At 63.7% G+C, this 26,848-nt stretch carries 22 protein-coding genes; 15 read left to right on the forward strand and 7 right to left on the reverse strand.

Annotated features, from left to right (window positions below; translation table 11 throughout):
• Positions 1 to 110 precede the first annotated feature (110 nt).
• Positions 111 to 1,172, forward strand: a complete 1,062-nt coding sequence (locus P6U24_RS34570; protein ID WP_407156852.1) for an acyltransferase family protein — start codon at positions 111 to 113, stop codon at positions 1,170 to 1,172.
• Positions 1,173 to 1,465: 293 nt separating this feature from the next.
• Complete coding sequence (gene polA / locus P6U24_RS34575; RefSeq protein WP_407156853.1) at positions 1,466 to 4,534, forward strand: DNA polymerase I; 3,069 nt, start codon at positions 1,466 to 1,468, stop codon at positions 4,532 to 4,534.
• Positions 4,535 to 4,576: 42 nt separating this feature from the next.
• Here the strand turns inward: polA and P6U24_RS34580 are convergent, their stop codons facing one another.
• Both P6U24_RS34580 and P6U24_RS34585 read right to left on the reverse strand, forming a co-directional pair.
• Entirely contained in the window at positions 4,577 to 5,863 is a 1,287-nt protein-coding gene (locus P6U24_RS34580) for a hypothetical protein (protein ID WP_407156854.1), read from the reverse strand.
• Between the two features lie 106 nt (positions 5,864 to 5,969).
• Positions 5,970 to 7,352, reverse strand: coding sequence for a M20/M25/M40 family metallo-hydrolase (locus P6U24_RS34585; RefSeq protein ID WP_407156855.1), 1,383 nt, complete (start codon positions 7,350 to 7,352; stop codon positions 5,970 to 5,972).
• Positions 7,353 to 7,571: 219 nt separating this feature from the next.
• On the opposite strand from P6U24_RS34585, the gene P6U24_RS34590 reads away from it, so the two are divergent.
• Positions 7,572 to 8,411 (forward strand): alpha/beta fold hydrolase, encoded by an 840-nt coding sequence (locus tag P6U24_RS34590; RefSeq protein ID WP_407156856.1) that lies wholly within the window; start codon positions 7,572 to 7,574, stop codon positions 8,409 to 8,411.
• A gap of 74 nt (positions 8,412 to 8,485) precedes the next feature.
• On the opposite strand, the gene P6U24_RS34595 is transcribed toward P6U24_RS34590, so the two are convergent.
• Together P6U24_RS34595 and P6U24_RS34600 are read right to left on the reverse strand one after the other, a co-directional pair.
• Positions 8,486 to 9,112, reverse strand: a complete 627-nt coding sequence (locus P6U24_RS34595) for an alpha/beta hydrolase (protein ID WP_407156857.1) — start codon at positions 9,110 to 9,112, stop codon at positions 8,486 to 8,488.
• Positions 9,109 to 10,047: a ring-cleaving dioxygenase gene (locus P6U24_RS34600; protein WP_407156858.1), complete on the reverse strand. Its 939-nt coding sequence runs from the start codon at positions 10,045 to 10,047 to the stop codon at positions 9,109 to 9,111. The genes P6U24_RS34595 and P6U24_RS34600 overlap by 4 nt, the downstream gene beginning before the upstream one ends.
• 128 nt (positions 10,048 to 10,175) lie before the next feature.
• On the opposite strand from P6U24_RS34600, the gene P6U24_RS34605 reads away from it, so the two are divergent.
• The 5 genes from P6U24_RS34605 (at position 10,176) to P6U24_RS34625 (ending at position 15,494) form a co-directional block, all read left to right on the forward strand.
• On the forward strand, positions 10,176 to 11,069 hold the full coding sequence (locus P6U24_RS34605; RefSeq protein WP_407156859.1) for a LysR substrate-binding domain-containing protein: 894 nt from the start codon (positions 10,176 to 10,178) through the stop codon (positions 11,067 to 11,069).
• A gap of 146 nt (positions 11,070 to 11,215) precedes the next feature.
• A complete protein-coding gene (locus tag P6U24_RS34610) occupies positions 11,216 to 11,698 on the forward strand; it encodes a glycine-rich domain-containing protein (protein ID WP_407156860.1) in 483 nt (160 codons plus the stop codon).
• Positions 11,699 to 12,526: a TIGR04222 domain-containing membrane protein gene (locus tag P6U24_RS34615; RefSeq protein ID WP_407156861.1), complete on the forward strand. Its 828-nt coding sequence runs from the start codon at positions 11,699 to 11,701 to the stop codon at positions 12,524 to 12,526.
• A gap of 48 nt (positions 12,527 to 12,574) precedes the next feature.
• A complete protein-coding gene (locus P6U24_RS34620) occupies positions 12,575 to 14,617 on the forward strand; it encodes a YgiQ family radical SAM protein (protein WP_407160696.1) in 2,043 nt (680 codons plus the stop codon).
• 580 nt (positions 14,618 to 15,197) lie between these two features.
• A complete protein-coding gene (locus P6U24_RS34625) occupies positions 15,198 to 15,494 on the forward strand; it encodes a hypothetical protein (RefSeq protein WP_407156862.1) in 297 nt (98 codons plus the stop codon).
• A gap of 230 nt (positions 15,495 to 15,724) precedes the next feature.
• On the opposite strand, the gene P6U24_RS34630 is transcribed toward P6U24_RS34625, so the two are convergent.
• Positions 15,725 to 17,248 carry an FAD-dependent oxidoreductase gene (locus P6U24_RS34630; protein WP_407156863.1) on the reverse strand — a complete coding sequence of 508 codons (1,524 nt, stop codon included), beginning with the start codon at positions 17,246 to 17,248 and terminating at the stop codon, positions 15,725 to 15,727.
• 909 nt (positions 17,249 to 18,157) lie between these two features.
• Positions 18,158 to 19,213 carry a hypothetical protein gene (locus tag P6U24_RS34635; RefSeq protein WP_407156864.1) on the reverse strand — a complete coding sequence of 352 codons (1,056 nt, stop codon included), beginning with the start codon at positions 19,211 to 19,213 and terminating at the stop codon, positions 18,158 to 18,160.
• 542 nt (positions 19,214 to 19,755) lie between these two features.
• On the opposite strand from P6U24_RS34635, the gene P6U24_RS34640 reads away from it, so the two are divergent.
• The 7 genes from P6U24_RS34640 (at position 19,756) to P6U24_RS34670 (ending at position 25,477) form a co-directional block, all read left to right on the forward strand.
• A complete protein-coding gene (locus P6U24_RS34640; protein ID WP_407156865.1) occupies positions 19,756 to 21,288 on the forward strand; it encodes a C13 family peptidase in 1,533 nt (510 codons plus the stop codon).
• 309 nt (positions 21,289 to 21,597) lie between these two features.
• Positions 21,598 to 21,759: a DUF2934 domain-containing protein gene (locus tag P6U24_RS34645; RefSeq protein ID WP_407156866.1), complete on the forward strand. Its 162-nt coding sequence runs from the start codon at positions 21,598 to 21,600 to the stop codon at positions 21,757 to 21,759.
• A gap of 263 nt (positions 21,760 to 22,022) precedes the next feature.
• Positions 22,023 to 22,691: a hypothetical protein gene (locus P6U24_RS34650; protein ID WP_407156867.1), complete on the forward strand. Its 669-nt coding sequence runs from the start codon at positions 22,023 to 22,025 to the stop codon at positions 22,689 to 22,691.
• A gap of 288 nt (positions 22,692 to 22,979) precedes the next feature.
• Positions 22,980 to 23,450, forward strand: a complete 471-nt coding sequence (locus P6U24_RS34655) for a VOC family protein (protein WP_407156868.1) — start codon at positions 22,980 to 22,982, stop codon at positions 23,448 to 23,450.
• Positions 23,447 to 23,776: an ArsR/SmtB family transcription factor gene (locus P6U24_RS34660; protein WP_407156869.1), complete on the forward strand. Its 330-nt coding sequence runs from the start codon at positions 23,447 to 23,449 to the stop codon at positions 23,774 to 23,776. The genes P6U24_RS34655 and P6U24_RS34660 overlap by 4 nt, the downstream gene beginning before the upstream one ends.
• The gene (locus tag P6U24_RS34665) at positions 23,773 to 24,246 is read left to right on the forward strand and encodes an SRPBCC domain-containing protein (protein WP_407156870.1); all 474 of its coding nucleotides are present in this window, start codon (positions 23,773 to 23,775) and stop codon (positions 24,244 to 24,246) included. The genes P6U24_RS34660 and P6U24_RS34665 overlap by 4 nt, the downstream gene beginning before the upstream one ends.
• A gap of 274 nt (positions 24,247 to 24,520) precedes the next feature.
• Positions 24,521 to 25,477, forward strand: coding sequence for an alpha/beta fold hydrolase (locus P6U24_RS34670; RefSeq protein WP_407156871.1), 957 nt, complete (start codon positions 24,521 to 24,523; stop codon positions 25,475 to 25,477).
• Positions 25,478 to 25,768: 291 nt separating this feature from the next.
• Here P6U24_RS34670 and P6U24_RS34675 read toward each other — a convergent pair whose 3' ends face one another.
• Complete coding sequence (locus P6U24_RS34675; protein WP_407156872.1) at positions 25,769 to 26,833, reverse strand: LysR family transcriptional regulator; 1,065 nt, start codon at positions 26,831 to 26,833, stop codon at positions 25,769 to 25,771.
• Positions 26,834 to 26,848: the final 15 nt, after the last annotated feature.

The raw sequence follows: 26,848 nt of genomic DNA on the forward strand, positions 1-26,848 counted from the left end.
ATTTGTGAACCGAGGGGAATTTAGAAAACGGCATGACGTTTGAATGACAATAATCAGTTCGCAACCGTATCGATCCAAAGTGCGGCAGCTGCGCACCAGAGGGAAACAGCATGACCGCAAACGGCACATCCGTCATGACAGGCCGCACCGCCGCGAGCGAGCGCGTCGACTGGGTCGATTACGCCAAGGGCATCTGCATCGTCATGGTGGTGATGATGCACTCGGTGCTGGGCGTCGAGGCCGCCGCCGGCCAGACCGGTTTCATGCACGCGGTCGTCGCCTTCGCAAAGCCGTTTCGGATGCCGGATTTCTTCCTGATCTCGGGGCTGTTTCTGCCGCTCGTCATCGACCGCGACTGGCGCACCTATCTCGACCGCAAGGTGGTCCACTTCGCCTATTTCTACGTGCTGTGGGTCACCATCCAGTTCGGCTTCAAGGCGCCGGCCTTCGCGGCCGAGACCAGCTGGCAGCACGCCGGCACTATGTACCTCGAATCCTTCATCGAGCCGTTCGGCACGCTGTGGTTCATCTATCTGCTGCCGATCTTCTTCGTCGTCATAAAACTGACACGCAGGCTGCCGGCGCCGTTGATTCTGGCTCTCGCTGCCATGCTTGAGGCATCGCATATCGGCACCGGCTGGACCGTGATCGATGAGTTCTGCAGCCGCTTCGTCTACATCTATAGCGGCTATCTGTTTGCGAACTCTGTGTTCGCGCTGTCGAACGGCGCACGCGCGCGGCCCTGGCTTGCCGTTGCGGGCCTGATCGCGTGGGCGCTCGTCAATGCCGCTCTGGTCGCGCTCGGCATCAGCGAGTGGCCTGTCATCTCACTGGCGCTCGGGCTCGCCGGCGCCTGCGCCATCATCACGATCGGCACGCTGCTCGCGCGCGCAAATCTGCTCGACGGCCTGCGCTTCTGCGGCGAGCATTCGATCGTGATCTATCTCGCCTTCTTCCTGCCGATGGCGGCGACGCGCACGCTGCTGCTCAAGACCGGTATCATCGCCGATATCGGCATGGTCTCGCTGCTCGTGACCATCGTCGGTGTGCTCGGCGCGCTGGTGATCTGGCGCGCGGCGCTCGCTGTGCATGCCGATTTCCTGTTCGAGCGGCCGGCCGCGTTCTGGATCGCGCCGAAGAAGACGCGGGCAACCCTGCAGGCGGCGGAATAGCTTCACACGAGCTGTCGTCCCTGCGAACGCAGGGGCCCATAACCACGACCGTCTGTGCGAGGGCAGGCTGTTGCTCCAGCCGGTCGCTACACGACCAGCTGTGGCTATGGATCCCGGCTCGCGCTCGCTCCCCTCGCTTGGCCGGGACGACATCGAGTTCTATGGCCCGAGTTCGAGCCTGACACGATCCGAAGGCTGCGATCTGTCCGAACGCTCCGATTTGGGTGGGTAACGGGCCAGAATCTCCGGTTTCCAGGCTGTCATTCGGGGCCAAAAATTCCTAAATTGCCCCCATGCCCAAAGCTCCCCAGAAAGCCGTCGCCAAGCCCGCCACCCCTGTGCCAACAGCCGCACCTGCGGCCGCCAAAGGCGCCAGGAAAGGCGACCACATCTTCCTCGTCGACGGCTCGTCCTACATCTTTCGCGCCTATCACGCGCTCCCGCCGCTCAACCGCAAGTCCGACGGCTTGCAGGTGAACGCCGTGCTCGGCTTCTGCAACATGCTGTGGAAGCTGCTCCGCGAGATGCCGGAGGACAACCGGCCGACCCATCTCGCCATCGTGTTCGACAAGTCGGAGGTCACGTTCCGCAACACCATCTATCCTGATTACAAGGCGCACCGGCCGCCGGCGCCCGACGACCTGATCCCGCAATTTGCGTTGATCCGGCAGGCCGTGCACGCCTTCGACCTGCCCTGCCTGGAACAGGCCGGCTTCGAGGCCGACGATCTGATCGCGACCTATGCCAGGCAGGCCTGCGAGCGCGGTGCGAGCTGCACCATCGTCTCCTCCGACAAGGATCTGATGCAGCTCGTCACCGATTGCGTGACGATGTACGACACCATGAAGGATCGCCGCATCGGAGTCGCCGAGGTGATCGAGAAGTTCGGCGTGCCGCCGGACAAGGTGGTCGAGGTGCAGGCGCTGGCCGGCGATTCCACCGACAACGTGCCCGGCGTGCCCGGTATCGGCATCAAGACCGCGGCCCAGCTCATCACCGAATATGGCGACCTCGAAGGATTGCTGACGCGCGCCGCCGAGATCAAGCAGCCGAAGCGGCGCGAGGCCTTGATCGAGAACGCCGAGAAGGCGCGGATCTCGCGCCAGCTGGTGCTGCTCGACGACAAGGTTGATCTCGAGGTCCCGCTCGACGACCTCGCCGTGCACGAGCCCGATCCGCGCAAGCTGATTGCCTTCCTCAAGGCGATGGAGTTTTCCACGCTGACCCGGCGGGTGGCGGAGTATTCGCAGATCGACCCCGCTGATGTTGCGGCGGATGGGCAGTTGAAGAGCGGTGGCGGTTCACCTCCCCCGCCTGCGGGGGAGGTCGGATCGCGTAGCGATCCGGGTGGGGGCTTGTTTGCCGAGCCCGCCCCCACCCCGCCCTCCCCCGCAAGCGGGGGAGGGAGACGAGGCAGCGGCGATCCACGCACCGACAAGACCGCCAGCGGCAAGGGCACGCCGGCCGCGCTCGCCGCCGCGCGTGCGGAAGCGGCGAAGTCCATCCCGGTCGACCGCACCAAGTACCAGACCATCCGCAGCCTTGATCAGCTCAACACCTGGCTCGCGCGCGTCCATGATTTCGGCCGTGTCGCTGTCGAAGCCAAAGCCAATTCGATCGACCCGATGCAGGCGGAGCTCTGCGGCATCGCGCTGGCGCTTGCGCCCAACGATGCTTGCTACATCCCGCTCGCGCACCGGCAATCCGGCGATGGCGTCGGCCTGTTCGACGCCGGCCTGGCGCCGGATCAGATCGAGGATCGCGCGGCGCTCGATGTGCTGAAGCCGATCCTGGAGTCGGCGGGCATTCTCAAGATCGGTTTCAATATCAAGTTCGGCGCGGTGATGTTCGCGCAGGCCGGCATCACGCTCGCCAATTATGACGACGTGCAGCTGATGTCCTATGCGCTCGACGCCGGGCGCGGCTCGCAAAAGCTGGAATCGCTCTCCGAACACGTGCTCGGCCATGCCATCATCAGCCATGGCGAAGTGATCGGCAGCGGCAAGAACAAGCTGACCTTCGACCAGGTCGCGATCGATCGCGCCACGGCCTATTCGGCCGAGGATGCGGACGTTGCTCTGCGGCTCTGGCACGTGCTGAAGCCGCGGCTGGTCGCCGAGCACATGACCGCAGTCTACGAGACCTTGGAGCGGCCGCTCGTCTCGGTGCTGGCGCGCATGGAGCGGCGCGGCATCTCGATCGACCGCCAGGTGCTCTCGCGCCTGTCGGGTGATTTCGCCCAGACCGCGGCGCGTGTCGAGGCCGAACTGCAGGAACTGGCCGGCGAGCCGATCAATGTCGGCAGCCCCAAGCAGATCGGCGACATCCTGTTCGGCAAGATGGGCGTCTCCGGCGGTACCAAGACCAAGACCGGCGCGTGGTCGACCTCGGCTTCGATTCTCGACGACCTTGCCGAGCAGGGCAACGAATTCGCCAAGAAGATCCTGGAATGGCGCCAGGTCTCCAAGCTGAAATCGACCTACACCGACGCGCTGCCGACCTACGTCAATCCGCAGACCCACCGCGTGCACACGACCTACGCGCTGGCAGCGACTACGACGGGCCGCCTCTCATCGAACGAGCCGAACCTGCAGAACATCCCGGTTCGCACCGAGGATGGCCGCAAGATCCGCCGCGCCTTCATTGCAACGCCTGGCCACAAGCTGGTGTCGGCGGACTACTCGCAGATCGAGCTGCGCCTGCTTGCCGAGATCGCCGACGTGCCGGTGCTGCGGCAGGCGTTCCGCGACGGGCTCGACATTCACGCGATGACGGCTTCGGAAATGTTCGGCGTGCCGATCAAGGACATGCCGAGCGAGGTGCGGCGCCGCGCCAAGGCGATCAATTTCGGCATCATTTATGGCATCTCGGCCTTCGGTCTCGCCAACCAGCTCGGCATCGCCCGCGAGGAAGCCTCGGCCTACATCAAGCGCTATTTCGAGCGCTTCCCCGGCATCCGCGCCTATATGGACGAGACCAAGGAGTTCTGCCGCAGGAATGGCTACGTCACCACGCTGTTCGGCCGCAAATGCTATTATCCGGAGATCAAGGCCTCGAATGCCTCGGTGCGCGCTTTCAACGAGCGCGCCGCGATCAACGCACGGCTGCAAGGGACTGCGGCCGATATCATCCGGCGCGCCATGGTTCGCGTGGAGGATGCACTCGCCAAGCACAAATTGTCGGCGCAGATGCTTCTGCAGGTGCATGACGAGCTGATCTTCGAGGTGCCGGACGACGAGGTCGCGGCGACCTTGCCAGTGGTGCAGCATGTGATGCAGGACGCGCCGTTCCCGGGCATCGTGCTGTCGTTGCCGCTGCAGGTCGAAGCCCGCGCCGCCGACAATTGGGACGAGGCGCATTGAGCGGTTGCGGAGCGACGACAAAAGCCTGAGATCTTGCAGCAATCACGCGGCGGCCGCCCTGTGCTGATGCGCGGACCACCATGTAGCGATAGCGGCCGTCAAATCGTCCCAGATCGCAGTTGGAAGATCTGACGCAGCGATGCGAACGCTATAGCGATCCGTCGTCGCGTTGCGAAACCATTCCGTCGCGGCAAAATCGAAACCGAAGCTGCCTGCGTGCCGGATCGGCAGACCCGCCTGGCTCAGATCGTGGCTCATCGCGGCGGCCACCTGTCTTGCCGCGGCCTCATCCAGTCGCTGCCTGCTGGCGAGCGTGACATAGAGGCCGTGTTCGAAATTGAGCTCGGCCGTCAGGCCCGGCAGCCTTGAGGCAAAGTATCGTCTGGCGCGGCGGCTGTTGCGCAGGATCGTCGCAAGCCGTTTGTTGGTCAGCTCGCGATAGCGCGCGGTGCCGACATAGGGCGGGAAATGCGCCGGCAGCGCCGCACCACCGAGCAACCGAACGGCGTTCCGCGTTTCCTGCGGGAGACCTCTGATCCGGGATTGATCGGCGGACGAGACATCCGTTTTCCAATCGACGAATACAACCGAGCCCAGCCGGCCATACTCGGCGCCGAGCGAATCCAGCTTGTTGTGGCTGCGCACCATCACCAGCGGCACGCCCCACCTGCGTGCGCAGGCGAGCACGCGCCGGATGCGACCCGAACTCCCCGAGAAGCAGGTCGTGTCGAAGATCACGAGGTCGGCCGCGACGCTCATGCATCGAAGGGTGGCTTCGAAGGCGCAAGCCGGCGCGCTTGAATCCAGCGACATGAGGCGAGCACGAGACGAGCGCTCCGCAAGCGCCTGCTGCGGGGATCGTTGCAACGTCACGAGGCGCAGGCCAGGTGCGTAGTCTTCGATCAGTTCCTGCGTCTCGCCATACGACCCCGGCAGCATCAGGATATCAGCCCTGCCGATCGCCCGGGTCGCGGCCAGCACCAGTGCCGAGATCGCTGCCATCCCCGAACTGGTGTAGATCGCCTCGCTCGTGCCTTCCTTCAGCTCGTAGAAGGAGGGGCCACGCACATCGAGATCGGCACGCTGATAATCGTAGCGAAATTCGAAAGGACCGGAGCGGTGAACGGTGGCATCCGCCCAGCCGGTCTCCGTCGCGGTCCAATCGTGCAGCGCGTGCTCGGCTTTGAGCGCGGCCGTGAGTTGGAATTTGTGCCGGACCACCTCCATGATCGACCGTGGAGGTACCAAGGGAAGCGGCGTCCTCAAGCAGCCATTGAGCAGCTCGAGTTCCTGGTGCTTCCGCGTCAGATATGATTCGATCGTCTCCATCCGTCTCTTTGCCGATGCGACAGATGATCCAACGCCCGGCAGTCAATTTGGCTCCATCCGTGCCGCGGATCGCGCTCGCGGTCCAGGGCTTCAAATCCGACCTCTTTCAACTCGGCGCGCCGACGCGATCGAGCAGCGCGGCGCCGGTCCGGATGCCGTTGTAGAAGCACTCGAGCTTCATGTTCTCGTTCGGCGCATGATTGGCCTCGTCCGAATTGGCATAGGGGACGACGAAGGCGGGCACGCCAAGGATCTTGGTGAAGACATAGTCCGGCAGGCTGCCGCCGGTGCAGGGATATTCGATCGGCGAGACGCCGTGTGCCAGCTCGATGGCGCTGCGGACGATCGCGCCATAGGGCGAATCCATCGGCACACGCGAGGGCAGCATGCCGCCGCGCGGGATGAACTCAACCTCCGGCGCGTGCTTCCTCACATGCGCCTCGACCTTGGCGAGCACGTCGTCCGGCGTCATCGCCTCGACCAGGCGGATGTCGCATTTCACGGACGCCTCGCACGGCAACACAGTCTTGGTGCCAGGCCCGCCATAGCCGCCGTGGAAGCCGTTGATGGTGAGCGTCGGATGGAACATCAGCCGCTCGTAGTAACCGCGCTCCGCCGGCGCATCGAGCCGCGCGAGTCCAAGCTTGGCCTTGGCGTCGTCGAGATCGAGCGGCAGCCGCGCGACGGCGGCACGATCGAGCTCGCTGGGCGGCACGATCGCATCATGCAGTCCTTCGATGGTGATCTCGCCGGCCGGCGTCTTCATGGTCGAGAGCAGATGCACCAGGGTCCAGATCGGGTTCGGCACGACGCCGCCGAGATTGCCGGAATGGACGTCGCGGCTGGCATGCTTGGCGCGCAGCTCGAACGAGGTCATGCCGCGTACGCCATAGGTCATGGTCGGCCGTCCCGACGGATGCATCGGCCCGTCCGCCGTCACCACGAAATCCGCCTTCAGCTTCTCGCGATGGTTTGCGACGAAGTCGGCAATCCGCGGGCTGCCGATCTCCTCCTCGCCTTCGAGCAGGACAATGACGTTGCAGGGCAGCTCGCCGTGCACCTTGAGATGGGACTCGATTGCCAGCAGCTGGGCGAAATGCTGGCCCTTGTTGTCGCCGATGCCGCGCGCATAGATGCGCCCCTCGCGTATGGTCGGCTCGAATGGCGGGCTGAGCCACAATTCAAGCGGATCCGGTGGCTGCACGTCGTAATGCCCATAGAGCAGGATCGTGCGCGCGCCCGGCTTCTTCTCCCAGCGCCCGAGCACCATCGGATGGCCCGATGTCGGCACCGTCTCGGCGTCCAGCCCGATCTCCTTCAGCATCCCGACCAGCAGCGCGGCCACTTCGGTGATGCCGATGTTATGCGCGCTGATCGAGGGATGGCGGACATAATCTATCAACCGGCGCAGGAAGCCCTCCTTGTGCTCGGTGATATGGTCGAACACCGCGAGCAGCCGGGCGCTCGGCGAAGGCAGATCATGTGGCATTATTTTCAGGCTTCCTTGTTGACGGCCGTCCGTGCGTCGTTCCCTGCACGATAACGATACACCCTGGTTGGACCAAGGCGGCGGCGCGACCAGACGAGTTACTTCGAGACTGCTGCGAGGCTTGGGGCTGCGGCACGGTAGCGCCTATCGCTGCCATGCAAATAGCGGTATTATAATCCGTCATCCGTGCATTGTGTCACGATGATGAGGAGCAAAATCATGTATCGTGTTATTTTCGCTGTCGCACTCGTGCTCTCGGCTTCGTCGGTCTTTGCCGCCGAGCCCTGGGAGACGCTGCCGCCGACGCCAGCGCCGGTCGCGGCGGATCGCAGCGGCGAGGCCGCGGTCAACGGCATCAGCATTCATTATCAGGTCCATGGCAAGGGCGCGCCGGTGATCCTGCTGCATGGCGGGCTGGCCAACTCGGATTATTGGGGACGGCAGATCACGGCGCTGGCGCCGAACCACATGGTCATCGTGATGGATAGCCGCGGTCATGGCCGCAGCACGCGTGATAGTCGCGCCTTCGGCTACGATCTGATGGCCGATGACGTCGTCGCACTGATGGACATGCTCGGCGTTCGCAAGGCCGATATCGTCGGCTGGAGTGACGGCGGCATCATCGGTCTCGACCTCGCGCTGCGCCACAAGGATCGTGTCGGCAAGATCTTCGCGTTTGCCGCCAACAGCCTGACCTCGGGCGTCAAGGATGGCGTCGAGAAGAATCCGACCTTCGCCGCCTATATCGAGCGCGCCGGCCATGAATACGAAGCCCGTTCCGCGACGCCCAAGGGCTACGATGATTTCGTCGCACAGATCAGCAAGATGTGGGCGGAGCAGCCGAACTGGACCGATGGGCAGCTGCAATCGATCGAGGCGCCGGTCTGGATCGTCGACGGCGATCATGACGAAGCGATCCGGCGCGAGCACACCGAATATCTCGCCGCGACCATCCCGCATGCCGGGCTCCTGATCCTGCCGAACGCGAGCCATTTCGCATTCCTGCAGGATCCGGAGATGTTCAATCGTGCGATGTTGCGCTTTCTGGACGGGAAGTAATTGCGACAGCAAGCGGAGCTGTAGCGCTCCGCCTGCTTCATTTTTCTCCTGCAGCGTTCGTGCAGCCATATCGCTCAGGCCGCCGCTCGCTGTCCAAGGCTGGCGAGCCAGTCGCGTACGAGCGTGACGTCGGCCTGCGAGAGCTGGTGACCTACGGGCAGCGTCCTGTGCGTCACGTCGGCGCCTCGCTCCGAGAGCTGCGCCGCGAGCCGTGCCGCATTGGCAGCGGGGACGATCGGATCGGCCACGCCGGATAGCATCAGCACCGGCGTGCCGGCGAGATCGGCCACCGGCGGCTGCGACAGCGGCACCATGGCCCGCAACAGCACCGCGCCCGCAAGCACGCCCGGCTGCAGGAGCAGCAGCGCGGCTGCAATGTTGGCGCCGTTGGAGAAGCCGACCGCGATCGGCGCCGCGAGGCCGTGGCGCTGCCTTGCCTCGGCGACGAAATCACCCAGCTCCGCCGCGCGCCGCCGCACGTCGTCCTCGTCGAACACCCCTTCCGCCAGGCGGCGGAAGAAGCGCGGCATGCCGTGCTCCAGCACGCGGCCGCGCGGCGACAGCAGCGCGGCGCCTGGCGATAGCATCGCTCCAAGCGGCAGCAGGTCGTTCTCGTCGCCGCCGGTGCCGTGGAGCAGCAACAAAGGTGCTGCTCCCGGCGCGCTTCCAGGCTGGAAGCGGTGGATGAAGGGCTCCGTCACGATGCGGTCTCCTCGAGGCTGGGCAGCACGTCCTCGATCTGCGCACGATGCCGTTCGAGGAAGGCGGGCAGCTTCAGGCTCCGTCCGAGTTCGGCGACCGGTTCGTCGACCGCAAAGCCGGGAATGTCGGTCGCGATCTCGAACAACACGCCGCCGGGCTCACGGAAGTAGATCGAGCGGAAGTAGTTGCGGTCGCGCTGCTCGGTCGGATGCAGCCCGTGTCGCTCGATCAGCCGCTGCGCCATCGTCCCCTGCACGGCGTCATCGGCGGCACGGAAGGCGATGTGATGCACCGAACCTGCCCCCTGATGCCCGCGCAGAAATCCCTTGGCCTCATAGATGTCGACCACGCTGCCTGGCGCATCGCCCTCGGCCTTGAAGCGGATCACCGAGCCTTCGCGCCCAACCTCCTCGAAGCCGAACACGTCCGTGAGGACCGCGGCCGTCTTCGTCGTGTTGTCGAGCAGCAGGGTCACACCATGGAAGCCGCGGATCGCGTGTTCCGCCGGCACGTCGCCGTTGCTCCAGCCCGGCTCGTTCTCCGCACCGGCGATACCGACCAGCGCCAGCGCCATGCCGTCAGGATCGGTGAACGGCAGCACGGATTCGCCGAAGCGCTTCTCCAGCGCCTCGTAGGCGATGCCTTTTTCGGTGAAGCGCTGCGTCCAGTAGCCGAGCGAGCGCAGCGGCACGCGGAACGCGGTCTGATGCGTCTCGCCGACGCCGCGGCGACCGGGGCCCGCGCCCTCCCAAGGGAAGAAGGTGAGAATCGTGCCGGGCCGGCCGGCCTCGTCGCCATAGTAGAAATGGTAGGTGCCGGGATCATCGAAATTGACCGTCTTCTTGACGAAGCGCAGCCCGAGATCGCGGGTGTAGAAGCTGAAATTGCGGATCGCGTTGCCGGCGATCGCGGTCACATGATGAAGTCCTGCCATGTTTCTCTCCGTTGGAGGCCGCCTTTGGCCTCTCGTCGGCTCCCATATTGATCTGCTTTGACTTGGGGACAATCCATGCTCTTGTGACGGGTCTGTCTACGTTTTGGCGACAATCGCGGGAGCGCAATTTGGACAAGCTGGCGAGCCTGCGGGCCTTCGTGAAGGTGGTGGAAAACGGCAGCTTTGCCGAAGCCGGGCGGCAGCTCCGGCTGTCGCGCTCGGCGATCTCGAAACATATCGGCGAGCTGGAGCAGAGCCTTGGGGTGCAGCTCGTCGTCAGGACCACCCGGCACGCCAGCCCGACCGAGAACGGCCAGCTTTACTATGAGCGCGCTCTGTCGATCCTCGCCGACATCGACGCTGCGGACCAGGCGGTGACGCAGTCGCTCGCCTCCCCGCGCGGGCTGCTCCGCATCAACGCGCCGATGTCGTTCGGCACCATCCGGCTCGGCCCCGTCATCGCGGATTTCATGAGCCGCTATCCCGACCTGCAGCTGCAGCTTGTGCTGAGCGACGACCTGCTCGATCCGGTGCAGGATGGTTTCGACGTCACCTTGCGGATCGCGGAGCTGGAATCCTCCAGTCTGGTGGCGCGCCGCATCATGCCGGTCGATCGCGTGATCTGCGCCTCGCCGGATTACCTCGCCAGGCACGGCACGCCTGTCCATCCCGACGATTTGCGCAGGCATGTTTCGCTCGCTTACGGCTTTCTGCTGACAGGCAATCAGTGGAAGCTCTCGGGCGCCGACGGCGACCACTGGATCCAGCCGGCCTGGTCGCTGTGCGTCAACAACGCCGAGGTGCTGCGCGACGTCGCGATCAAGGGCAAAGGCGTGGCGCTGATCCCGCGCTTCATCGCAGAACAGGCGCTCGACACCGGCGCGCTGCGCCCGATCCTCGCCGACTACACGGCGCCGCCGCTCGCGCTCTATGCGATCTACCCGCCGACGCGGCATCTGTCGGTCAAGGTGCGCTTCTTCATCGACTTTCTGGTCGAGCGGTTCGGAAAAAGTAACGCTTAGCGGAACTCCGCCGCGCAGAGCCCTCGTGCCAGCCCGACGCTCTATGCTATTATTGCGATGGACGATCATCGGGAGCTCTCGTTGCAATCGGCGCAGCTCAAGATCGAGGCGGATGAGCCGGTCTGGACGCCGGCCCGGCAGGCGCTGTGGCGACGTATCGAACAGCACGATTTCGAGCCCGACACACCGCTGAATTTCACCCACCGTCTCGCCCGCGACATGGCTGGAGCCTGGACGAGGCGCGCGCGGCGGTCGATGCCTACCGCCGCTTCTGCTTCCTCGCCGTGGTCTCGCCGACGCCGGTCACGCCGAGCGATGTTGTCGACGAGGTTTGGCACCAGCATCTCATTTACTCGCGCGATTATTGGACGGTGTGGTGCGGCGACCGGCTGCAGGCGCCGTTGCACCATGACCCCACACCCGGCGGCACACAGGCGCAAGCAACCTATCGCCGGCAATATGCCGACACCCTGGCGCTGCACGAACGCTTCTTCGGCCCACCGTGCGAGACGCTCTGGCCGGCAGCGCACCTCCGTTTCGGACGACCGCGCTATCATGTGACGGACCGCCAGCGTTGGCTCGTCGTGCCGAACCCCATCGCCTGGATCCGTCGTCTCCTTGCGAGGTGAATGATGCCGTTGAACCCGTTCAATTGGACCGCCGGCCCATTCCTGACGCTCTATCTGGTCCTGGCCGCCATCGTCTTTCTGTGGGGCTTCCGCCAGAGGTCGATGATCGGTCCGCCTGCGCGGTCACCCCATCCATTGAGCGAGTTGGAGCTGGCGTTCCTGGCCGGCGGCGCCCGGCGTCTTGGCGACGCGGCGCTGCTCTGCCTGACCTCGCAGCAGGGCGCCACCATCGATCCTAAAGGCCGCAACATCAACGTCACCAGTCTGACGCCGCTGGCAACTCTTTTGGGCAAGTCGCTCGAACTGTCGTTCACGTCCGACATGACGCGCCAGCAGTTCCAGCAGGCGATCGAGCCACTCGCTGCGCGCATTCGGGATCGGCTGCAAGCGCTCGGCTATTACCCGACCGACGGACAGATGACCTCCTTCCGGCTCAACGTCTTGCCTTTCGTCGGGCTGCTCCTGCTGTTTGGAGCGACCAAGGCCATGATCGGCGCCGAGCGGAACCATCCGGTCGGCTTCCTGATGCTCCTCATGGCCGTCACGGTGATCGCGGGCATCCGGCTGGCTTCCCGGCCGGCGCGAACGCAAGCCGGCAAGGACGCACTGCAAACCTATCAGAGCAGACATGCCAGGGCCGCCCGCGCGCCGCGCGATCAGGAGCTGCTGCTCGCGCTGGCGCTTTCGGGTCCCGTCGTGCTCTCGGGCACAGCCCACGCCTCGGTCTATGCCGCTGCGCGAACGATGAGCAGCGGCGGTGGGGACGGTGGTGGAGGCTGCGGCGGAGACGGTGGAGGAAGTGGCGGCGGCTGCGGCGGCTGCAGTTAAATGCGCCCGCCGGTTGAATTCACGGCTGCGGAGCCTTATTCCACCGCGATGAATATTCAGATCACCGCCGAGAAGCCGCTGAGTCCATCTTTGGAGTCCTGGGCTCGCCTTCGGGAGAAGCCCGGCAAGCCGGCGCCGTTCCTGCCGATGAGCCGCGCCGAGATGGATGCGCTCGGTTGGGATGCCTGCGACATCGTGCTGGTGACGGGCGACGCCTATGTCGACCACCCCTCCTTCGGCATGGCGATCATCGGCCGGCTGCTCGAATCCCAGGGCTTTCGAGTCGGCATCATCGCGCAGCCGGACTGGCACTCGGCTGACCCGTTCAAGGCGCTGGGCAAACCGCGCGTGTTCTTCGGCGTTACCGGCGGCAACATGGATTCGATGGTCAACCGCTACACGGCGGACCGGCGGCTGCGCCACGATGACGCCTACACGGCGGGCGGCGAAGGCGGCAAGCGCCCGGACCGCTGCACCATCGTCTATGCCCAGCGCTGCCGCGAGGCGTTCAAGGATGTGCCCATCGTGCTCGGCGGCATCGAGGCGTCGCTGCGCCGGATCGCACACTACGACTACTGGTCCGACAAGGTGCGCCGCTCGATCCTGGCCGACGCCAAGGCTGATCTCTTGCTCTACGGCAATGCCGAGCGCGCGGTGGTCGAAGTGGCGCATCGGCTGGCCAATGGCGAAGCGCCGCGCGACCTCGACTCCATCCGCGGCGTCGCGCTGTTCCGCCGCGTGCCCGAGAACTACACGGAGCTTTCTGCCGACGATCTCGACTCTCCCGACGAGGGCGCCGCGCGCCAGTCCGGCGACACGGTGATCCGGCTGCCGGCCTGCGAGCAGGTCGAGCAGGACAAAGAGGCCTACGCGCGCGCCTCGCGCGTGCTGCACCGGGAGAGCAATCCCGGCAATGCGCGCCCGCTGGTGCAGCGCCATGGCGATCGCGATCTGTGGCTGAATCCGCCGCCGATTCCGCTCACCATGGCGGAGATGGATTCCGTCTACGACCTTCCTTACGCCCGCGCGCCGCATCCGTCCTATGGCGATGCCAAGATCCCGGCCTGGGAGATGATCAAGTTCTCGGTGACGATCATGCGCGGCTGCTTCGGCGGCTGCACCTTCTGCTCGATCACCGAGCATGAGGGCCGCGTCATCCAGAGCCGCTCGGAAGGCTCGATTCTGCGCGAGATCGAGCGCATCCGCGACAAGACGCCGGGCTTCACCGGCGTGATCTCCGATATCGGCGGCCCCACGGCCAACATGTATCGGATGGCATGCAAAGATCCCAAGGTCGAGGCCGCCTGTCGTCGCCCATCCTGCGTCTTCCCGGAGATCTGCCCGAACCTCAACACCTCGCATGACGATCTGATCCGGCTCTATCGCAAGGTGCGCGAGGTGCAGGGCGTCAAGAAGGTGATGGTCGCCTCGGGCGTGCGGTATGACCTCGCAGTCGAAAGTCCCGCCTACGTCAAGGAGCTCGTCATCCATCACGTCGGCGGCTACTTGAAGATCGCGCCTGAACATACCGAGCGCGGCCCGCTCGACAAGATGATGAAGCCGGGTATCGGCGCCTACAACCGCTTCAAGCAGATGTTCGATGCCGCCGCCAAGCAGGCCGGCAAGAAGTACTATTTGATTCCCTATTTCATCGCGGCGCATCCGGGCACGACCGACGAGGACATGATGAACCTCGCGCTGTGGCTCAAGAAGAACCGCTATCGCGCCGACCAGGTGCAGACCTTCCTGCCCTCGCCGATGGCGACAGCCACCGCGATGTACCACACCGAAGTCAATCCGCTGCGTGGCGTTCGCCACGGGGCGAGCCAGAAGGTCGAGGCAATCAAGGGCCTGCGGCAGCGCCGGCTGCACAAGGCGTTCCTGCGCTATCACGACCCGGACAACTGGCCGGTGCTGCGCGAGGCGCTGAAGGAGATGGGACGGCGCGACCTGATCGGCTCGGGCCCAGATCAGCTGGTGCCCGCGCATCAGCCGCCCGGCACCGGCAAGGCCGCCGGCACCAGGCGCCCGATGCGTCCCGAAGGTCGGATGCAGAAGTTTACGACCAAGGGCGTACCGATCAGGAAATAGGGGACGTAGGCCATGTGGCACGCTCCCTTGATGAGGCTCCGTCGCGCGCGCACTTCCGCTATCGTCCTCGACGAGCGCGCATAGCGCGCGAAGATCCGGGCCCCATACCGCGTGCTTCCTTGAGGCACAGAGCAAGTCGAGCCTTTCTCGCAACACACATCGGCCTGCGGCTATGGATCCCGCGCCACGCGCGTGACGACACCGAAGTTGCGGCTCGCTCTTTCGGTCTGACGTCTCGAAATGGGTGTGGCACTGGCGCATCGCTCCAACGTGATTATTGCCGTATGAGACGCCTGCGCGCATCGGCCGCGATGTCATCTCGCCGTCACCCATAATCTCGCCAAACTGGACCACGCATTTGGCCGACGCGGCACGTCCGCGCCCGCGCTCTCGCTTCGAACGACTTCTCCATCCGACAATGCCGGCCACTTGCCGGCACCGGATGCCAGTCGCATCGATCGGAAGAATGCGGAGCCGCGCGCGTGCCTGCGATTGAAACCACTCAGTTGTTACAGGGAAGTACAGAGACATGCGTCAAGTCATAGCGAAGGCTGCAACGGGTTTCGGCTCACCTCGGAAAATGTCATCACTCGCGGGCATCACCGGCCTCGCGCTGCTCGCGGGTGTCGCCGCGGCGCAGGCCCAGAGCACGGGCATCGCGACCTGCGACGATTTCCTGACCAAATATGACGCCTGCATCTCGTCCAAGATTCCCCCGGCGCAGAGTGCGATGTACAAGACGCAGATCGAGCAGACGCGGAAGGCCTGGCTCGACATGGCCAAGAATCCGTCGACCAAGGCGACCATGGAAGCGAGTTGCAAGCAGACGATGGATGCAACCAAGGCCGCGCTCACCGCCTACGGCTGCTCGTTCTGATCGGTGCAATGACGGAAAAAGGGGTGGCGCCTTCGGGTGCCACTCCTCCGCTGTCCTCCCGGGCTTGACCCGGGACCCATACCGCGTGACGCCACTTTGAGGCACAGAGCAAGTCGAAACTTTCTCGCAACAAATATCGGCCTGTGGTTATGGGTCCCGGGTCAAGCCCGGGACGACACTGAACTGGCCGCACGATCTTTCCATCCAACTTGCCTTGCGTTTGCCCGCATCTAACGTTTCGCATTCCGCTCCATCTCGAGCTCGGCCTTGAGGCTGTCGACGTCGCGGTAGATCGAGGCGACCGCGAGCACGCGCCCACCGCGCTTGTAGCGCAGCACGCAATCCCTGCCCTTGATGTCGCCATCGACGGCGATCTCGTCCCATGTCTCGGCGTGCCCGACATAGTTGATCGGCACGTCGTAATGCTGGCTCCAGAAGAACGGCACGGCATCGAAGGGCTCGTTCAGTCCCATCATGTTGCGGGCAGCGGCCTGTCCCTGCCGCTCGGCGACCACCCAGTGCTCGACGCGGATGCTGTCGCCGGAATGGCGATCGGGCCACCGCGCGATATCACCCGCTGCAAAGATGCCGGGCATGCTGGTCTGTAGATTCGCATTCACAACGACCCCGCGATCGATCATCAGGCCGGCCTGCTCGGCGAGCTTGAGCCGAGGTTTCACGCCGACGCCAATCACGACGAGGTCGGCCTGAAGCGCGCTTCCGCCCTTGAGGCTGATCTTCTTGCCGTCGATCGCCGTCACGCTGTCCTGCAGGTGAAAGACGACGCCATGCTGCTCGTGGAGGTCACGCACGAAGTCGCCCATGTCGGCGCCAAGGATGCGCTCCATCGGCCGCTGCTCCGGCGCCACCACATGCACCTCGACGTCGCGCTCGCGCAGCGCGGCAGCAACTTCGAGACCGATGAAGCTCGCGCCGATGACGACGGCACGCTTCGCTTGCTCGGTGCTTGCGATGATCGCGCGGCAATCGGCCAGCGTGCGCAGCATGTGAACATGCGGCTGGTCGGCGCCTGGGATCTGCAGCTTCACGGGCTCGGCGCCGGTCGCGAGCAACAGCCGGTCGAACGGCACCGTCTTGCCGCCAGCAAGCACGACATGCCGCGCTTTGCCATCGATGGCCGCGACCTCCGTGCTTAGGCGAAGATCGATCTTCGACTCCGAATAGAAGTCATCCGGTCGGAGCGGCACCCAGTCCTCAGGCGCTTTGCCGGCCAAATAATCCTTGGACAGATTCGGTCGGTCGACTGGCGCGGCGTCATCGCTGCTGAGCATCGTGATCTCGCCATCATAGCCGTCGCGGCGCAGCATCTCGGCCGCCGCGAAGCCTGCCGCACCGCCGCCAATGACGACGATGCGACGCGGCGCGTCTGCCGGCGCCCTCGCAGGGCTTTTCTGGTCGCGCTTGCGCCGCACGATGATACGATCGGCCTCCCGCTCGACCTGCCACACCGACAAGGGCGAGAGCGCAGGAGCCCGCGTGGCCTCACCGGTCCGCAAATCGAAACAGGCGTGATGCCAGGGGCAGCGGACGCTTTCGCCGACGACAAGGCCCTCGGCGAGCGGGCCGTGATAGTGGCTGCAGAATGCGTCGATCGCGAAATATTCGGAGCCGCTGCGCACCAGCAGCACGGCATCCTCGTCGACGTGACCGAGCAGCATGTCGTTGTTGAACTCGCCTAGTGATACGCCGAGCGTGAGATCCGGGCCTTCCGGCTTTCCTTCGTCGTCGGACATTGCGGATGCCTCCTTCGCTTCTGCTCAGGCCTTACGGCGTCCCTCGCCACCAAGCCGCGATCCGGCCGTCGGTTCCTTACCTGCAAAAGCCTCGGCCGAAGCGCCTTGAAATATGAATGCGGCGCAAGCGACCGGCTTCCACGACAGCGCGCGTTCGTACGGTCCCGCGGCACACCTTCCACTGTCGTCCCGCGCAGCGAGCAAAGCAAGCGCCGACCCGGGACCCAACCGCGTGATATCTCTTCGAGGTGCACTGCAAGTCGAACCCTTCTGGCAACAAACATCGGCCTGTGGTTACGGGTCTCGGGTCGAGCCCGGGACGACAGCGAACTTGCCGTCCGGTCTTTCCAATTCACTTCTCCTAAGCAACAGGCAGCGTTCCCGCAGCGCATCAGCGCCCGGCCTTGAGCAGGTCGTCTGCCCTCGAAAAGAATGAGGGCGCAGGGAATGCCGGGTGAAGGCCTCACCCATGGCCCGCCTGCAACAAAGAAAGCAGGCGGCAGTCACCACAGGTGCAGCCGAACATCCGGCATTCCCTGCGCGATGTTTTTACGGCTTATACGCGCTCTCCCCAGGGACCGGCTCTCTTGCCCCTGTTTGCGACAATGCGCGTTCCGCGCATTGCGCAGACATCAGCACCGGGATGCCAGGACCACACGATTTCGCCGTCCGCATCGCGATCGTTCGTCCGCCTGCACATGCAAAGCGCCGACCTGATGCGTCCACCGCTCCCCGCTGCTACGCCTCGTGACGATCGGCCGAAACGCCCCTCTTCATCGCTGCGGGATGGCCGAGATCATCGCTGTGATTTGCCCGACGACACAAGCGTGCAGGCCTGCGGCAAACTGGCACGACGGGCAATTTGCGCATGAGGGGGATGCGGGAAGTGGATCTTTGGACGCGGCCATTTCAAAGCGCGATATAAAACGTTTCCCGTTTCCTGCTGTATCTGGCGGCATGAAAGAGCGCACTCCAGAAGCCATAGCTTGGTTGGAACAATGGCCACTCCACCTCGGTATCTCCTTCAAACAAGAGATCAAAGTAGCTGACGCTAGCGCCAATCTGTGCGGGAGCAAAGCTGGTATCCACCCACTCCGTGTCGACATCTATACGCAATTTTACCTGACGGCCGGCGCCCTTTTCTTTTCGAATTTGGTCCGAGTGCGATTGAACCAGGACATTGAAGAAAGGGGTTGATCGTTCGATTGCTCTCGTAATCATGGCGCGCTGTTCGGCAGACCATTTTTCCTGCATGAAGGTCTTGAAGGCCCACCGCTTGATGAGCGGCTCCGCGATGACAATCGCAGCCGTCAATAGACCCTCCGTCATAGCGCCGCCGTAGCCTCCTCCGGTAGCGCTGACGTTACCCGCTTCGGTAGCATCACCCTCGCCTATCGATCCACTCGCGGTCGTCACCGGCGTGCCCGCTCGGCTGCCGGACCGCAACACCGATCCCCGCTGCGGTACGTTGATTTCACCAACGACCCCACCTTCTGCCACGAATACGGATTGAGTGACCGCGACGCCGCGCGTTATCCTGGCGCAATGCTCGCAGCGTGGGGCGGCAGTCATAGAGCGGCTTCCGCTTAGCCATAGATTGTGCAGCTCGAAGACGGAAAGATCCGCCTCCGTCAGCTTTCGACCCAACAGCCTCTCGCGATCACGAATAGCCGGATTCAGCGCATTCACTTCCGAGTGGCCTCCGACGGCCTCCGGATCACTTCTCACAACGGTGACTTCGCCTTGCCAAATCCGCGCGCCCTGCGCCAGTATTGCCTTGTACAGCACATCAGATACTTTTTTCGGGATGCCCGTGTTGAGGCCGACGTAGATCTTTCCGGACCTCGTATCACGAACCACAGTCAGAACCGGTCCAGGACCTAACCTCCCAATCTTGGGATCTTCGGCCAGCGCAATCCGGGCTATTCGTGCAGCAATCACGTCTATCGGAGTCGTACCTGACATGCGAACCTCCTGCCTATTCGGAGCCGGTGTAATGTCAGCAGCGTCTTGGGGCCGCAGCCTGATTGGGTCGACAGAACTCCGCGACTTCGCGATCAGCCCCGTCAAGATCTACGCTTGATCGTTATCAGCACGCTGGATGCTCGCACATCGTCCGGACAGATGACGCAACGCGATTTTTACGGCACCCCTGCAACGCACCTGCAAATCGCTCGGGCCGCTCTGGATTGGCGTTCACAAGGTTGCGGCTGCAGCTAGGGCTCGGAGCCTCAAGTCGACCGTTGGAACGGTGAGTTCGCCAACGGGTTCCCTCATGTCGCGCGCCACGACGGCTGAGCTCAGCCAGCTCGCTCGTCGCAAGCGTCCAGGAATCCGGGTGGCCAGCCTCATCGCATGACAGGTGCGGCGCGCGAGATCGCCGCAATGCGAGTCTTGCGAAAGCGTTATGAGAAAATCGAAAGGATTGACCCTCCGAAATCAACGAATCCTTCGCCTCTGGATCGTACCATCGCACCGCACACGTCCGCTGTGATGGTGAAGCAAGTATGAAAAACCTTTGGCTGACCCTAAGGGCCGCGCTGAAAGCAGCGGCGTGGAAGCGCGCTCCGACCTCCCCCTCCGCATCGATCCGCACCGTTCTTGTGTGGATTGTGGTCGCGATGGCCGCGGAGGCGGCCCGCCAGTATTTCGCCATCGAGGACATGGCTGCATTCAGCCCCTACGGCGTCAACACTATCATCGCCGAGACGGCGATCCTGGCTGTGGTGGGGCTGTGGTTCGTCCCGGTAAACCGCACCGCCGCGCTTGCGACGCTGTTCGCAGTGATCGCGCTTGCCGAGGCCGTGACGATCGCCACAACCCGCGTTCCTGCGCTCGTCATGGCGGCAGCCTTCGTTGCCGTGGGCATGTCCTACTTCTCGCGCAACCGGACCGCCGTGATCTGGAAGCTGTTCGCGCTGGGAGGCCTGATCGAGCTCGCGGCGATGGCGGCACCCCACCTGTCCGATGCCGAGATGCCCGGCCGATGGGTGCTCCTGATCACGACGGTCCTGCCGCTCGTGGTGCTGCTGGTCTGGTGGATCGGAGCCCTCGCCGCGATGTTCCGCGGCTGTCTCCACGCCTATCCGAGGCCGTTGCTCCGAGCGATCGGCCTCACCACGGCCGCGCTCCTGACGATCGCAGTCTCGCCGGCATTTCCAACCTTTGTCGGCCCGGATAGCGAGCTCAGCTCCTACAATCTCTGGGAATGGACGCGCGCGCAACTGGCTCCGGCCAACCGCGAGCCGATCCGGCGGGTCGAATCCGATTCCGTCGAGCTCTCGCAACCGCTGCTATTGGAAGAGGAAGTCGGCAAGCTGCGCCCGGAACGGAAAGGTACGTCCGACATCTATGCCATCGGCATCGCCGGCTGGTCGGATCAGGATGTGTTCATCAAGGAGCTCGACGGCGGGCTTGCTGCGCTGGACAAGGCGATCGGGCTGGATCGCGGCACGGTCCGGCTCGTCAATCATGTCGATACGGTCGACAACCTGCCGATCGCAAACCAGACGAATTTTGCGTCGGCGGTGCATGAGGTCGCGAAGGTCATGAACAGGGATGAAGACGTCCTGCTGCTCTTCATCACCTCGCATGGCAGCCCGAGCGGGGTTGCGCTCCGCCTCTCGGGAGCGGTCTACACCCACCTCTCGCCCGATCACATCGCGACCGTGCTCGATCGCGAAGGCATCAAGAACCGGCTGATCATCGTTTCCGCGTGCTATTCCGGCGTGTTCGTCAAACGGCTGGCCTCTCCCGACAGCGTGATCCTGACCGCGGCCGATGAGAACAGCCCATCATTCGGCTGCTCGAACGAGCGCGAATGGACCTACTTCGGTGATGCTCTGTTCAACCAGAACCTCGCTTCGGGAGTCTCCCTGGAAGAGGCATTCGAAAGGGCAAAGGCGAAGATCGCGGAGTGGGAAGCTCGCGACGACGTCTCGCCCTCGAACCCGCAGGCCTTCTTCGGCGCATCTCTTGCCCAGAAGCTTCATACCAAGCTCGAGACCGGCCGCGCGCAACATGCGCTCGCCGACGAGTGATTGGACGAATTACAGAAGTACGGTGACGTACACGAGACTTATGAGCCGTTCACGCGGCGAGGCGTTCCGCGCTCGGAAAGCGATTGCGCCGGCGCCCGGGTGCGGTGCGCCGCCGTCGGCGGTACTCACTTGGGACCGACATTGGAACAGGTGAGTTGGCTGATAGTTTCTATCAGGTATCGCTTCGAGGCGAGCGAGCTCAGCCAGCTGGCTCGTCGCAAGCGTCCAGGAATCCGGGCAGCCAGCCTCATTGCATGACGGGCGCCCTCGCGGCAGGCCTGCAAGAGCGCCTCCTGGGAGGAGAGAGGAATGACCGAGTTCAACGACGACGATGTCCGCACGCGTGCCTTTCAGCTTTGGGAAGAAGCGGGCAAGCCTGCCAACAAAATGGACGAGTTTTGGTACAAGGCCGAGCAACAGCTCAAGGAAGAGCGGATCAAGCACGAGTTGAAAACACCGGATAACCTCTAGCGCGGCAAGGCGTGCGGCGATTACGGTGCGGGTGCATCGGACCTCCTCGACTTTGCGCACATCGAAGGCTGTCGTTCGCCGCGCCGATCCCTGGGTCGTCAGGGCTGCCACTGCGCCATGGCGCACGATGCCCCGCAAACACCCTGACGATCCGGAAAATCGACCGCATCTGATCCGGATATTGACGCGATCTCATCCAATTCTCGACCAATGCGGCTGCCGTTATTCCCACAATGCGCCATATAGGCGAAGGGGGAATTGCGATGATGGGGCGTCCAGATCCGACGTTGCAGCGGCTCGTGCTTGCCATGCTCGTTGTCCATGCGGTGTCGCTTGCCGCGCTCGGTCCGTCACATGCGGCCGCCGCGAATTCGTCCAGCAGTGATCTTGTCAACGGAATGCCCTGCAACGATCCCTGCAAGGCCTACATGGCCTGGTCGGACCGGATGCTGGCGCGGTTCGCTTTGCCGCGGCCGCAGGCGTCCGGGCAGACGAGAACCGCGGCTCATCCCAAAAAACCGGAGCGGACCGCTCGTCATGTCACAGGGACGCGGCGGCCGAGCTTGAATTCGCTTGCACAATTTTCCCGGCAAAGCGGCGAAGCGCCGCAATCGGGCGATCCGCGGCAGGTCGAGATGGCCTCGTCGCAGCCGACCAGCCCGATCTCCGCGGGGCTGTTTTCGGCAGACACCGGCATCACCGAACAGCGCAGCGAGGCCGGCGGCGCAAGGGCCGCACTTGCCGACCCGACGCCGATGTCCGTTGCCAGTCCGGTCCCCGCTGCCCAGCAACCCGCGACGGCCGAGCACGCCGCAGCCAGCCGGGCGACGCGACTTCAAATCTCGCTGGCTCTCGCCTTCTGCGCCCTGCTGGCGTTCGGGTCCTGGGGATGGATCAGGGTGCGGACAGAGGCTGCGAACGCCATCCAATGAACCTCGAGCCTTGTACTGACGCGCTGCTGTTCGCGTATGGCCCGGCCGGGACGGTCATGGACCAGCGCGAGGAAGCAATGGTGGCGCTGTAGCAAGCGACGATGCCCGGGCGCGGTGTCCAGCGCTGCGAACAACCGCCGCACGATCGGAATGGCGCTGCGCCCATAAGCGATGGAAGCCCGGCTATCGCTGGTTAGCGAGTGCGATGGAGCGCGCGATATGATTTCAATTATTGACAAATATTTCCTGTTGTGACAATTAACTGCTTCCCTGCTGGAGGAAGATGTCATGACTGACTTCCGTCGGCCCAAAGGGCTCTCAAGCGCGGTCTGCTATCAAGACGCGAAGGCCGCCTATCGCTGGCTCGAAGAGGCGTTCGGCTTTGAGCCGCTCTTCGTCATCCTCGACGCCGATGGCAAGCTCGGCCATTCGGAGATGACCTTCGGGAATTCCGTCGTCATGGTCGGCAACGAGTGGAGTCCCGATCATAAGAGCCCGAAATCCATCGGCGGCAAGAACACGCAGACGGTCCACGTGCAGCTCGCCGAAGGCGAGGACATCGACAGGCATTGCGAACGCGCGCGACAGGCCGGCGCGGAGATCCTGCAAGAGCCCGAGACTCAGTTCTACGGCGATCGCACCTATCGCGCGCGCGACCCGGAGGGCCATATCTGGACCTTCGGAGTGACCGAGAACAGGATGACCTCGGACGAGTGGGACAAGGCGAGCGGCCTCACCACGAAGAAGCGGCTCGATTGAACTCCAGGATCGACAAGACCTTGGCGGCGCTCGCCGACCCGCATCGCCGCCACGCGGTGGAACTCCTCGGCCAACGACCACGTCGGGCAGGCGAGCTTGCGGACGCCCTTGGACTGCCGGCACCGGCAATGAGCCGGCATTTACGCCTGTTGAAACAGAGCGGCCTCGTCGAGGAGACCCATCCCGAGTTCGACGCGCGCGTTCGTATCTACGCGCTGAAAGACGGTGCCATGGCGGAATTGAAACGCTGGCTCGCCTCCACGGAGGCGATGTGGGCGGCGCAGCTTTCGAGCTTCAAGGCGCATGTCGAGAAGAAGCGAAAATGACGGCAGCGGTGATCGTCTCGATCCGGGTCGACGCGACGCCTTTGCGCGCATTTGAGGCCTTCACCAGCGAGATCGGCCAGTGGTGGCGGTCGAACAAGTTGTTCGCGCTGACGCCGCGCGGCGACGGCCAGCTTCGCTTCGAGCCGGGCGAAGGCGGGCTGCTCGTCGCGACCTTGCCGAACGGAAACGAGTTCGAGGTCGGCCGCATCACGATCTGGAAGCCCGGCGAAAGGCTCGCACTGACATGGCGAGAGGCGACATTCGCCCCCGGTCAGTCCACGCAGCTCGACGTGCGCTTTGAAGCGGTTGGCGACCAGACGCGTTTGACCGTCGAGCATCGCGGCTGGGACGAGATCCCACAGGATCATGTCGCACGCCATGGCTTCCCGCTCATGCTATTCCAGCGGCGACTGGCTGAACACTGGCGCGTGCTGCTCGGCTCTTACGACGCGAAGCTGTCGGCGGCTTGATGCGGCGTTTGCCCACGACATCAAATCGCGCAAAATCGTGGAGCACCCAAATGGCGCGCCACGGCGAATGCAGATGGGCTCCACTGCTTCGCCGAGGCGCTATGATTCAGCGGCCGGAAACACGCGCCAATCGGTAAATCTGCAATGGCCTGCGATTTCCCTGCTCGCTGCTGGTCTTCCCGATATCCCAAGGCAGCATGATATAAGAGGCGCTATCCGGACCAACCGGCAGGACTAATCATGTGAGGCCGAGGCGGCTTGGAGTCGCTAGATCATGCGGCTATTCTCGATGGTCACGGTCGCTTCGGCGGCGTTTGCCGCTGCCTCGGCGTGCGGTTCGAGCACAAGCTCTGCGCAGCAAAGCAACTCGCCGCAGCCGCACGGCGCGCAGGTATCGAACGCGGCACATGGAGACTTCGCCGGCAAAGTTGATATCGGGCAAGGCCGCAAGCTTTACCTGGAGTGTCGCGGCCTCGGCAGTCCCACAATCATACTGGAGTCCGGGTACCACGACTCATCCCAACCATGGAGTCTCAGTGATGGCTTTCCGCCGGCAGTGCTGCCAGGTGTCGCCGAGTTCAGCAAAGTCTGCGCCTACGACCGCCCCGGCACGCTCCTGTACACTGATCCGCCTCGCATCGCCGATCGCAGCGGCCCGGTGCGGATGCCGCGGACGGCGCAGGATGTCATCAGCGATCTCCACGCTCTGCTCGCCGCTGCCCAAGTGCCCCCTCCCTACATTCTGGTAGCTCATTCATTGGGTGGGCTGTTTGCGCGTCTCTACGCTCAGACCTATCCTGACGAGGTCGCGGGGCTGGTGTTTGTCGATGCTTTTCCGGCGGAATTCCCAGATTTGTTCCGCTCTCATTGGCCGGAATACCGGCAGTTGCTTGACAAGCCGCTGCCGCAATTTGCCAAAGATCCGGACTTCGAAGAAATCGATATCGACGCCAGTATCGCTCAAACCGAAAGAGCGCCGGCGCTGCGGCGGATACCGTCGGTCGTTCTCACCAAGACGCAGTCCTTTGCGCGGCCGCCCCATCTGACGGGATTTCCATTCGCCGACCTGGAGCGAATCTGGCCCAAGGCGGCTCAAGGCCTGGTCGATCTTGAACCGGATACTCCTCATATCTTCGCCACGGGCAGCGATCACTATATCCAAGTGCACCAGCCTGATCTCGCTGTTCAATCCATTCGGCTGGTTATCGAGCGAGCGAAGCAAGCAAGGTGAGTTCGGTCTGCGGCACGAGCGCTGAGGATTTTAAACGAGCGAACGCCGCCCGATCATGACAAAGGAAGAATGCAGCTACTGCCGCAAATCCGCGGCGATAAAATCGAAAACTGGCGCGCCACGGCCGATGAAGATGGGCTTCGCGGTGGCGCTATGATGCCGCGGCCCGTATGCGCTCCGAGCGACAATGGTACGCTTTTGTCCGGTCCTGCCCTCCTGCGAAGTGTCGGTGAAGCGGCAACGGCCAGCATCGACCGAAAACGACGTCGCGACAGAAGTGAAAGGCAAAGCCTATTCGAGGCGGCGCCGCTTCGTGCTTCGCGCGGGCGCTCCTGGCACGAAGGACCGCGCGATGTCACGGGCGCAGCGGATGAACGACTGCACCGTCGGCGTAAGGGTCCGGTTCCGGAGTGTGACGATCGCCACGGGCGGGCGAACCGACAGGTCGATCGGCAGCTCCTTGAGGCCGTGGAGCCTGCGGTAGATCCGAAACACCGAGCCAGGCAAGGCGGTGATGAACTCACCGCTCCCTACAAGATGGTTGCGCAGATGGATCGAGAATGTCGTGATCGTCAGGTTCGGCGTCTTCAATCTGCGCCTTGTGAACGAGCCGCCCACGAACGTATCACCCAGCGCATCGAGCGGCGTCATGATCCAGGGCGCATCCACCAGGTCCGCAAGTCCGACCTTGCGACGCGCCCACCTGCTCTTCTCGCCGACGACGACGCAGTATCGATCATTGAATAGCACTTCCGCGTCCAGCTCTTCACTGAGGCGGCCCTGCACAGGGTTCGTCGCCAGGCGGGCGAAGGCCAGATCGATCTTGCGTTCAAGAAGCTCCGGAAACTCCACTGTCGGCGTGCGAACCGGCACCACATGCACCCTCACGTGCGGATGGTCCTTCGAAAATCGCCCGATCACCGGGATCAGGAATCCCGCCGCAATCGACTCCGGGCATCCGATTGTCAGCTCGCCTGTACTGGGATCGCCAATGAACTCGATATCCCTGATCCCCTGCCGCAGTTCATCGAACGCAGCCCGGCCTCGCACCATTAGGGCCTTGGCATAGGGGGTCATCGTGATCCCCTTTGGAGTTCGGTCAAGTAGCCGCACTCCGAGCGCGTGTTCCAGCGAGGCAATGACTTCCGAAATCGAGGGGGGCGATACGCCGAGCTTGTCGGCAGCCTTGGCCATGCTGCCGTATTCCACCACTGTGAAGAACACGAACAGATCACGCAGCCGAAGCCGGCGGCCGATTTGCTGCTCCCATTGCACCAGCCTTGGCATAAGCAATTGCCTAACACGTTTAAGCTTTTTAGGGAATTCCCCTAACAGCTGCGGGCGACGATGCTTCATGAAAGCCGCACACCG

Source organism: Bradyrhizobium sp. STM 3557 (assembly GCF_045571465.1).
Lineage (GTDB): Bacteria > Pseudomonadota > Alphaproteobacteria > Rhizobiales > Xanthobacteraceae > Bradyrhizobium.

Excerpts from the sequence above, each read along its gene's own strand:
- P6U24_RS34570 (WP_407156852.1), top strand. The coding sequence starts at position 111 with ATGACCGCAAACGGCACATCCGTCATGACAGGCCGCACCGCCGCGAGC.
- polA (WP_407156853.1), top strand. The coding sequence starts at position 1,466 with ATGCCCAAAGCTCCCCAGAAAGCCGTCGCCAAGCCCGCCACCCCTGTG.
- P6U24_RS34580 (WP_407156854.1), bottom strand. The coding sequence starts at position 5,863 with ATGGAGACGATCGAATCATATCTGACGCGGAAGCACCAGGAACTCGAG.
- P6U24_RS34585 (WP_407156855.1), bottom strand. The coding sequence starts at position 7,352 with ATGCCACATGATCTGCCTTCGCCGAGCGCCCGGCTGCTCGCGGTGTTC.
- P6U24_RS34590 (WP_407156856.1), top strand. The coding sequence starts at position 7,572 with ATGTATCGTGTTATTTTCGCTGTCGCACTCGTGCTCTCGGCTTCGTCG.
- P6U24_RS34600 (WP_407156858.1), bottom strand. The coding sequence starts at position 10,047 with ATGGCAGGACTTCATCATGTGACCGCGATCGCCGGCAACGCGATCCGC.
- P6U24_RS34615 (WP_407156861.1), top strand. The coding sequence starts at position 11,699 with ATGATGCCGTTGAACCCGTTCAATTGGACCGCCGGCCCATTCCTGACG.
- P6U24_RS34620 (WP_407160696.1), top strand. The coding sequence starts at position 12,575 with ATGAATATTCAGATCACCGCCGAGAAGCCGCTGAGTCCATCTTTGGAG.
- P6U24_RS34625 (WP_407156862.1), top strand. The coding sequence starts at position 15,198 with ATGTCATCACTCGCGGGCATCACCGGCCTCGCGCTGCTCGCGGGTGTC.
- P6U24_RS34630 (WP_407156863.1), bottom strand. The coding sequence starts at position 17,248 with ATGTCCGACGACGAAGGAAAGCCGGAAGGCCCGGATCTCACGCTCGGC.
- P6U24_RS34635 (WP_407156864.1), bottom strand. The coding sequence starts at position 19,213 with ATGTCAGGTACGACTCCGATAGACGTGATTGCTGCACGAATAGCCCGG.
- P6U24_RS34640 (WP_407156865.1), top strand. The coding sequence starts at position 19,756 with ATGAAAAACCTTTGGCTGACCCTAAGGGCCGCGCTGAAAGCAGCGGCG.
- P6U24_RS34645 (WP_407156866.1), top strand. The coding sequence starts at position 21,598 with ATGACCGAGTTCAACGACGACGATGTCCGCACGCGTGCCTTTCAGCTT.
- P6U24_RS34650 (WP_407156867.1), top strand. The coding sequence starts at position 22,023 with ATGATGGGGCGTCCAGATCCGACGTTGCAGCGGCTCGTGCTTGCCATG.
- P6U24_RS34655 (WP_407156868.1), top strand. The coding sequence starts at position 22,980 with ATGACTGACTTCCGTCGGCCCAAAGGGCTCTCAAGCGCGGTCTGCTAT.
- P6U24_RS34665 (WP_407156870.1), top strand. The coding sequence starts at position 23,773 with ATGACGGCAGCGGTGATCGTCTCGATCCGGGTCGACGCGACGCCTTTG.
- P6U24_RS34670 (WP_407156871.1), top strand. The coding sequence starts at position 24,521 with ATGCGGCTATTCTCGATGGTCACGGTCGCTTCGGCGGCGTTTGCCGCT.
- P6U24_RS34675 (WP_407156872.1), bottom strand. The coding sequence starts at position 26,833 with ATGAAGCATCGTCGCCCGCAGCTGTTAGGGGAATTCCCTAAAAAGCTT.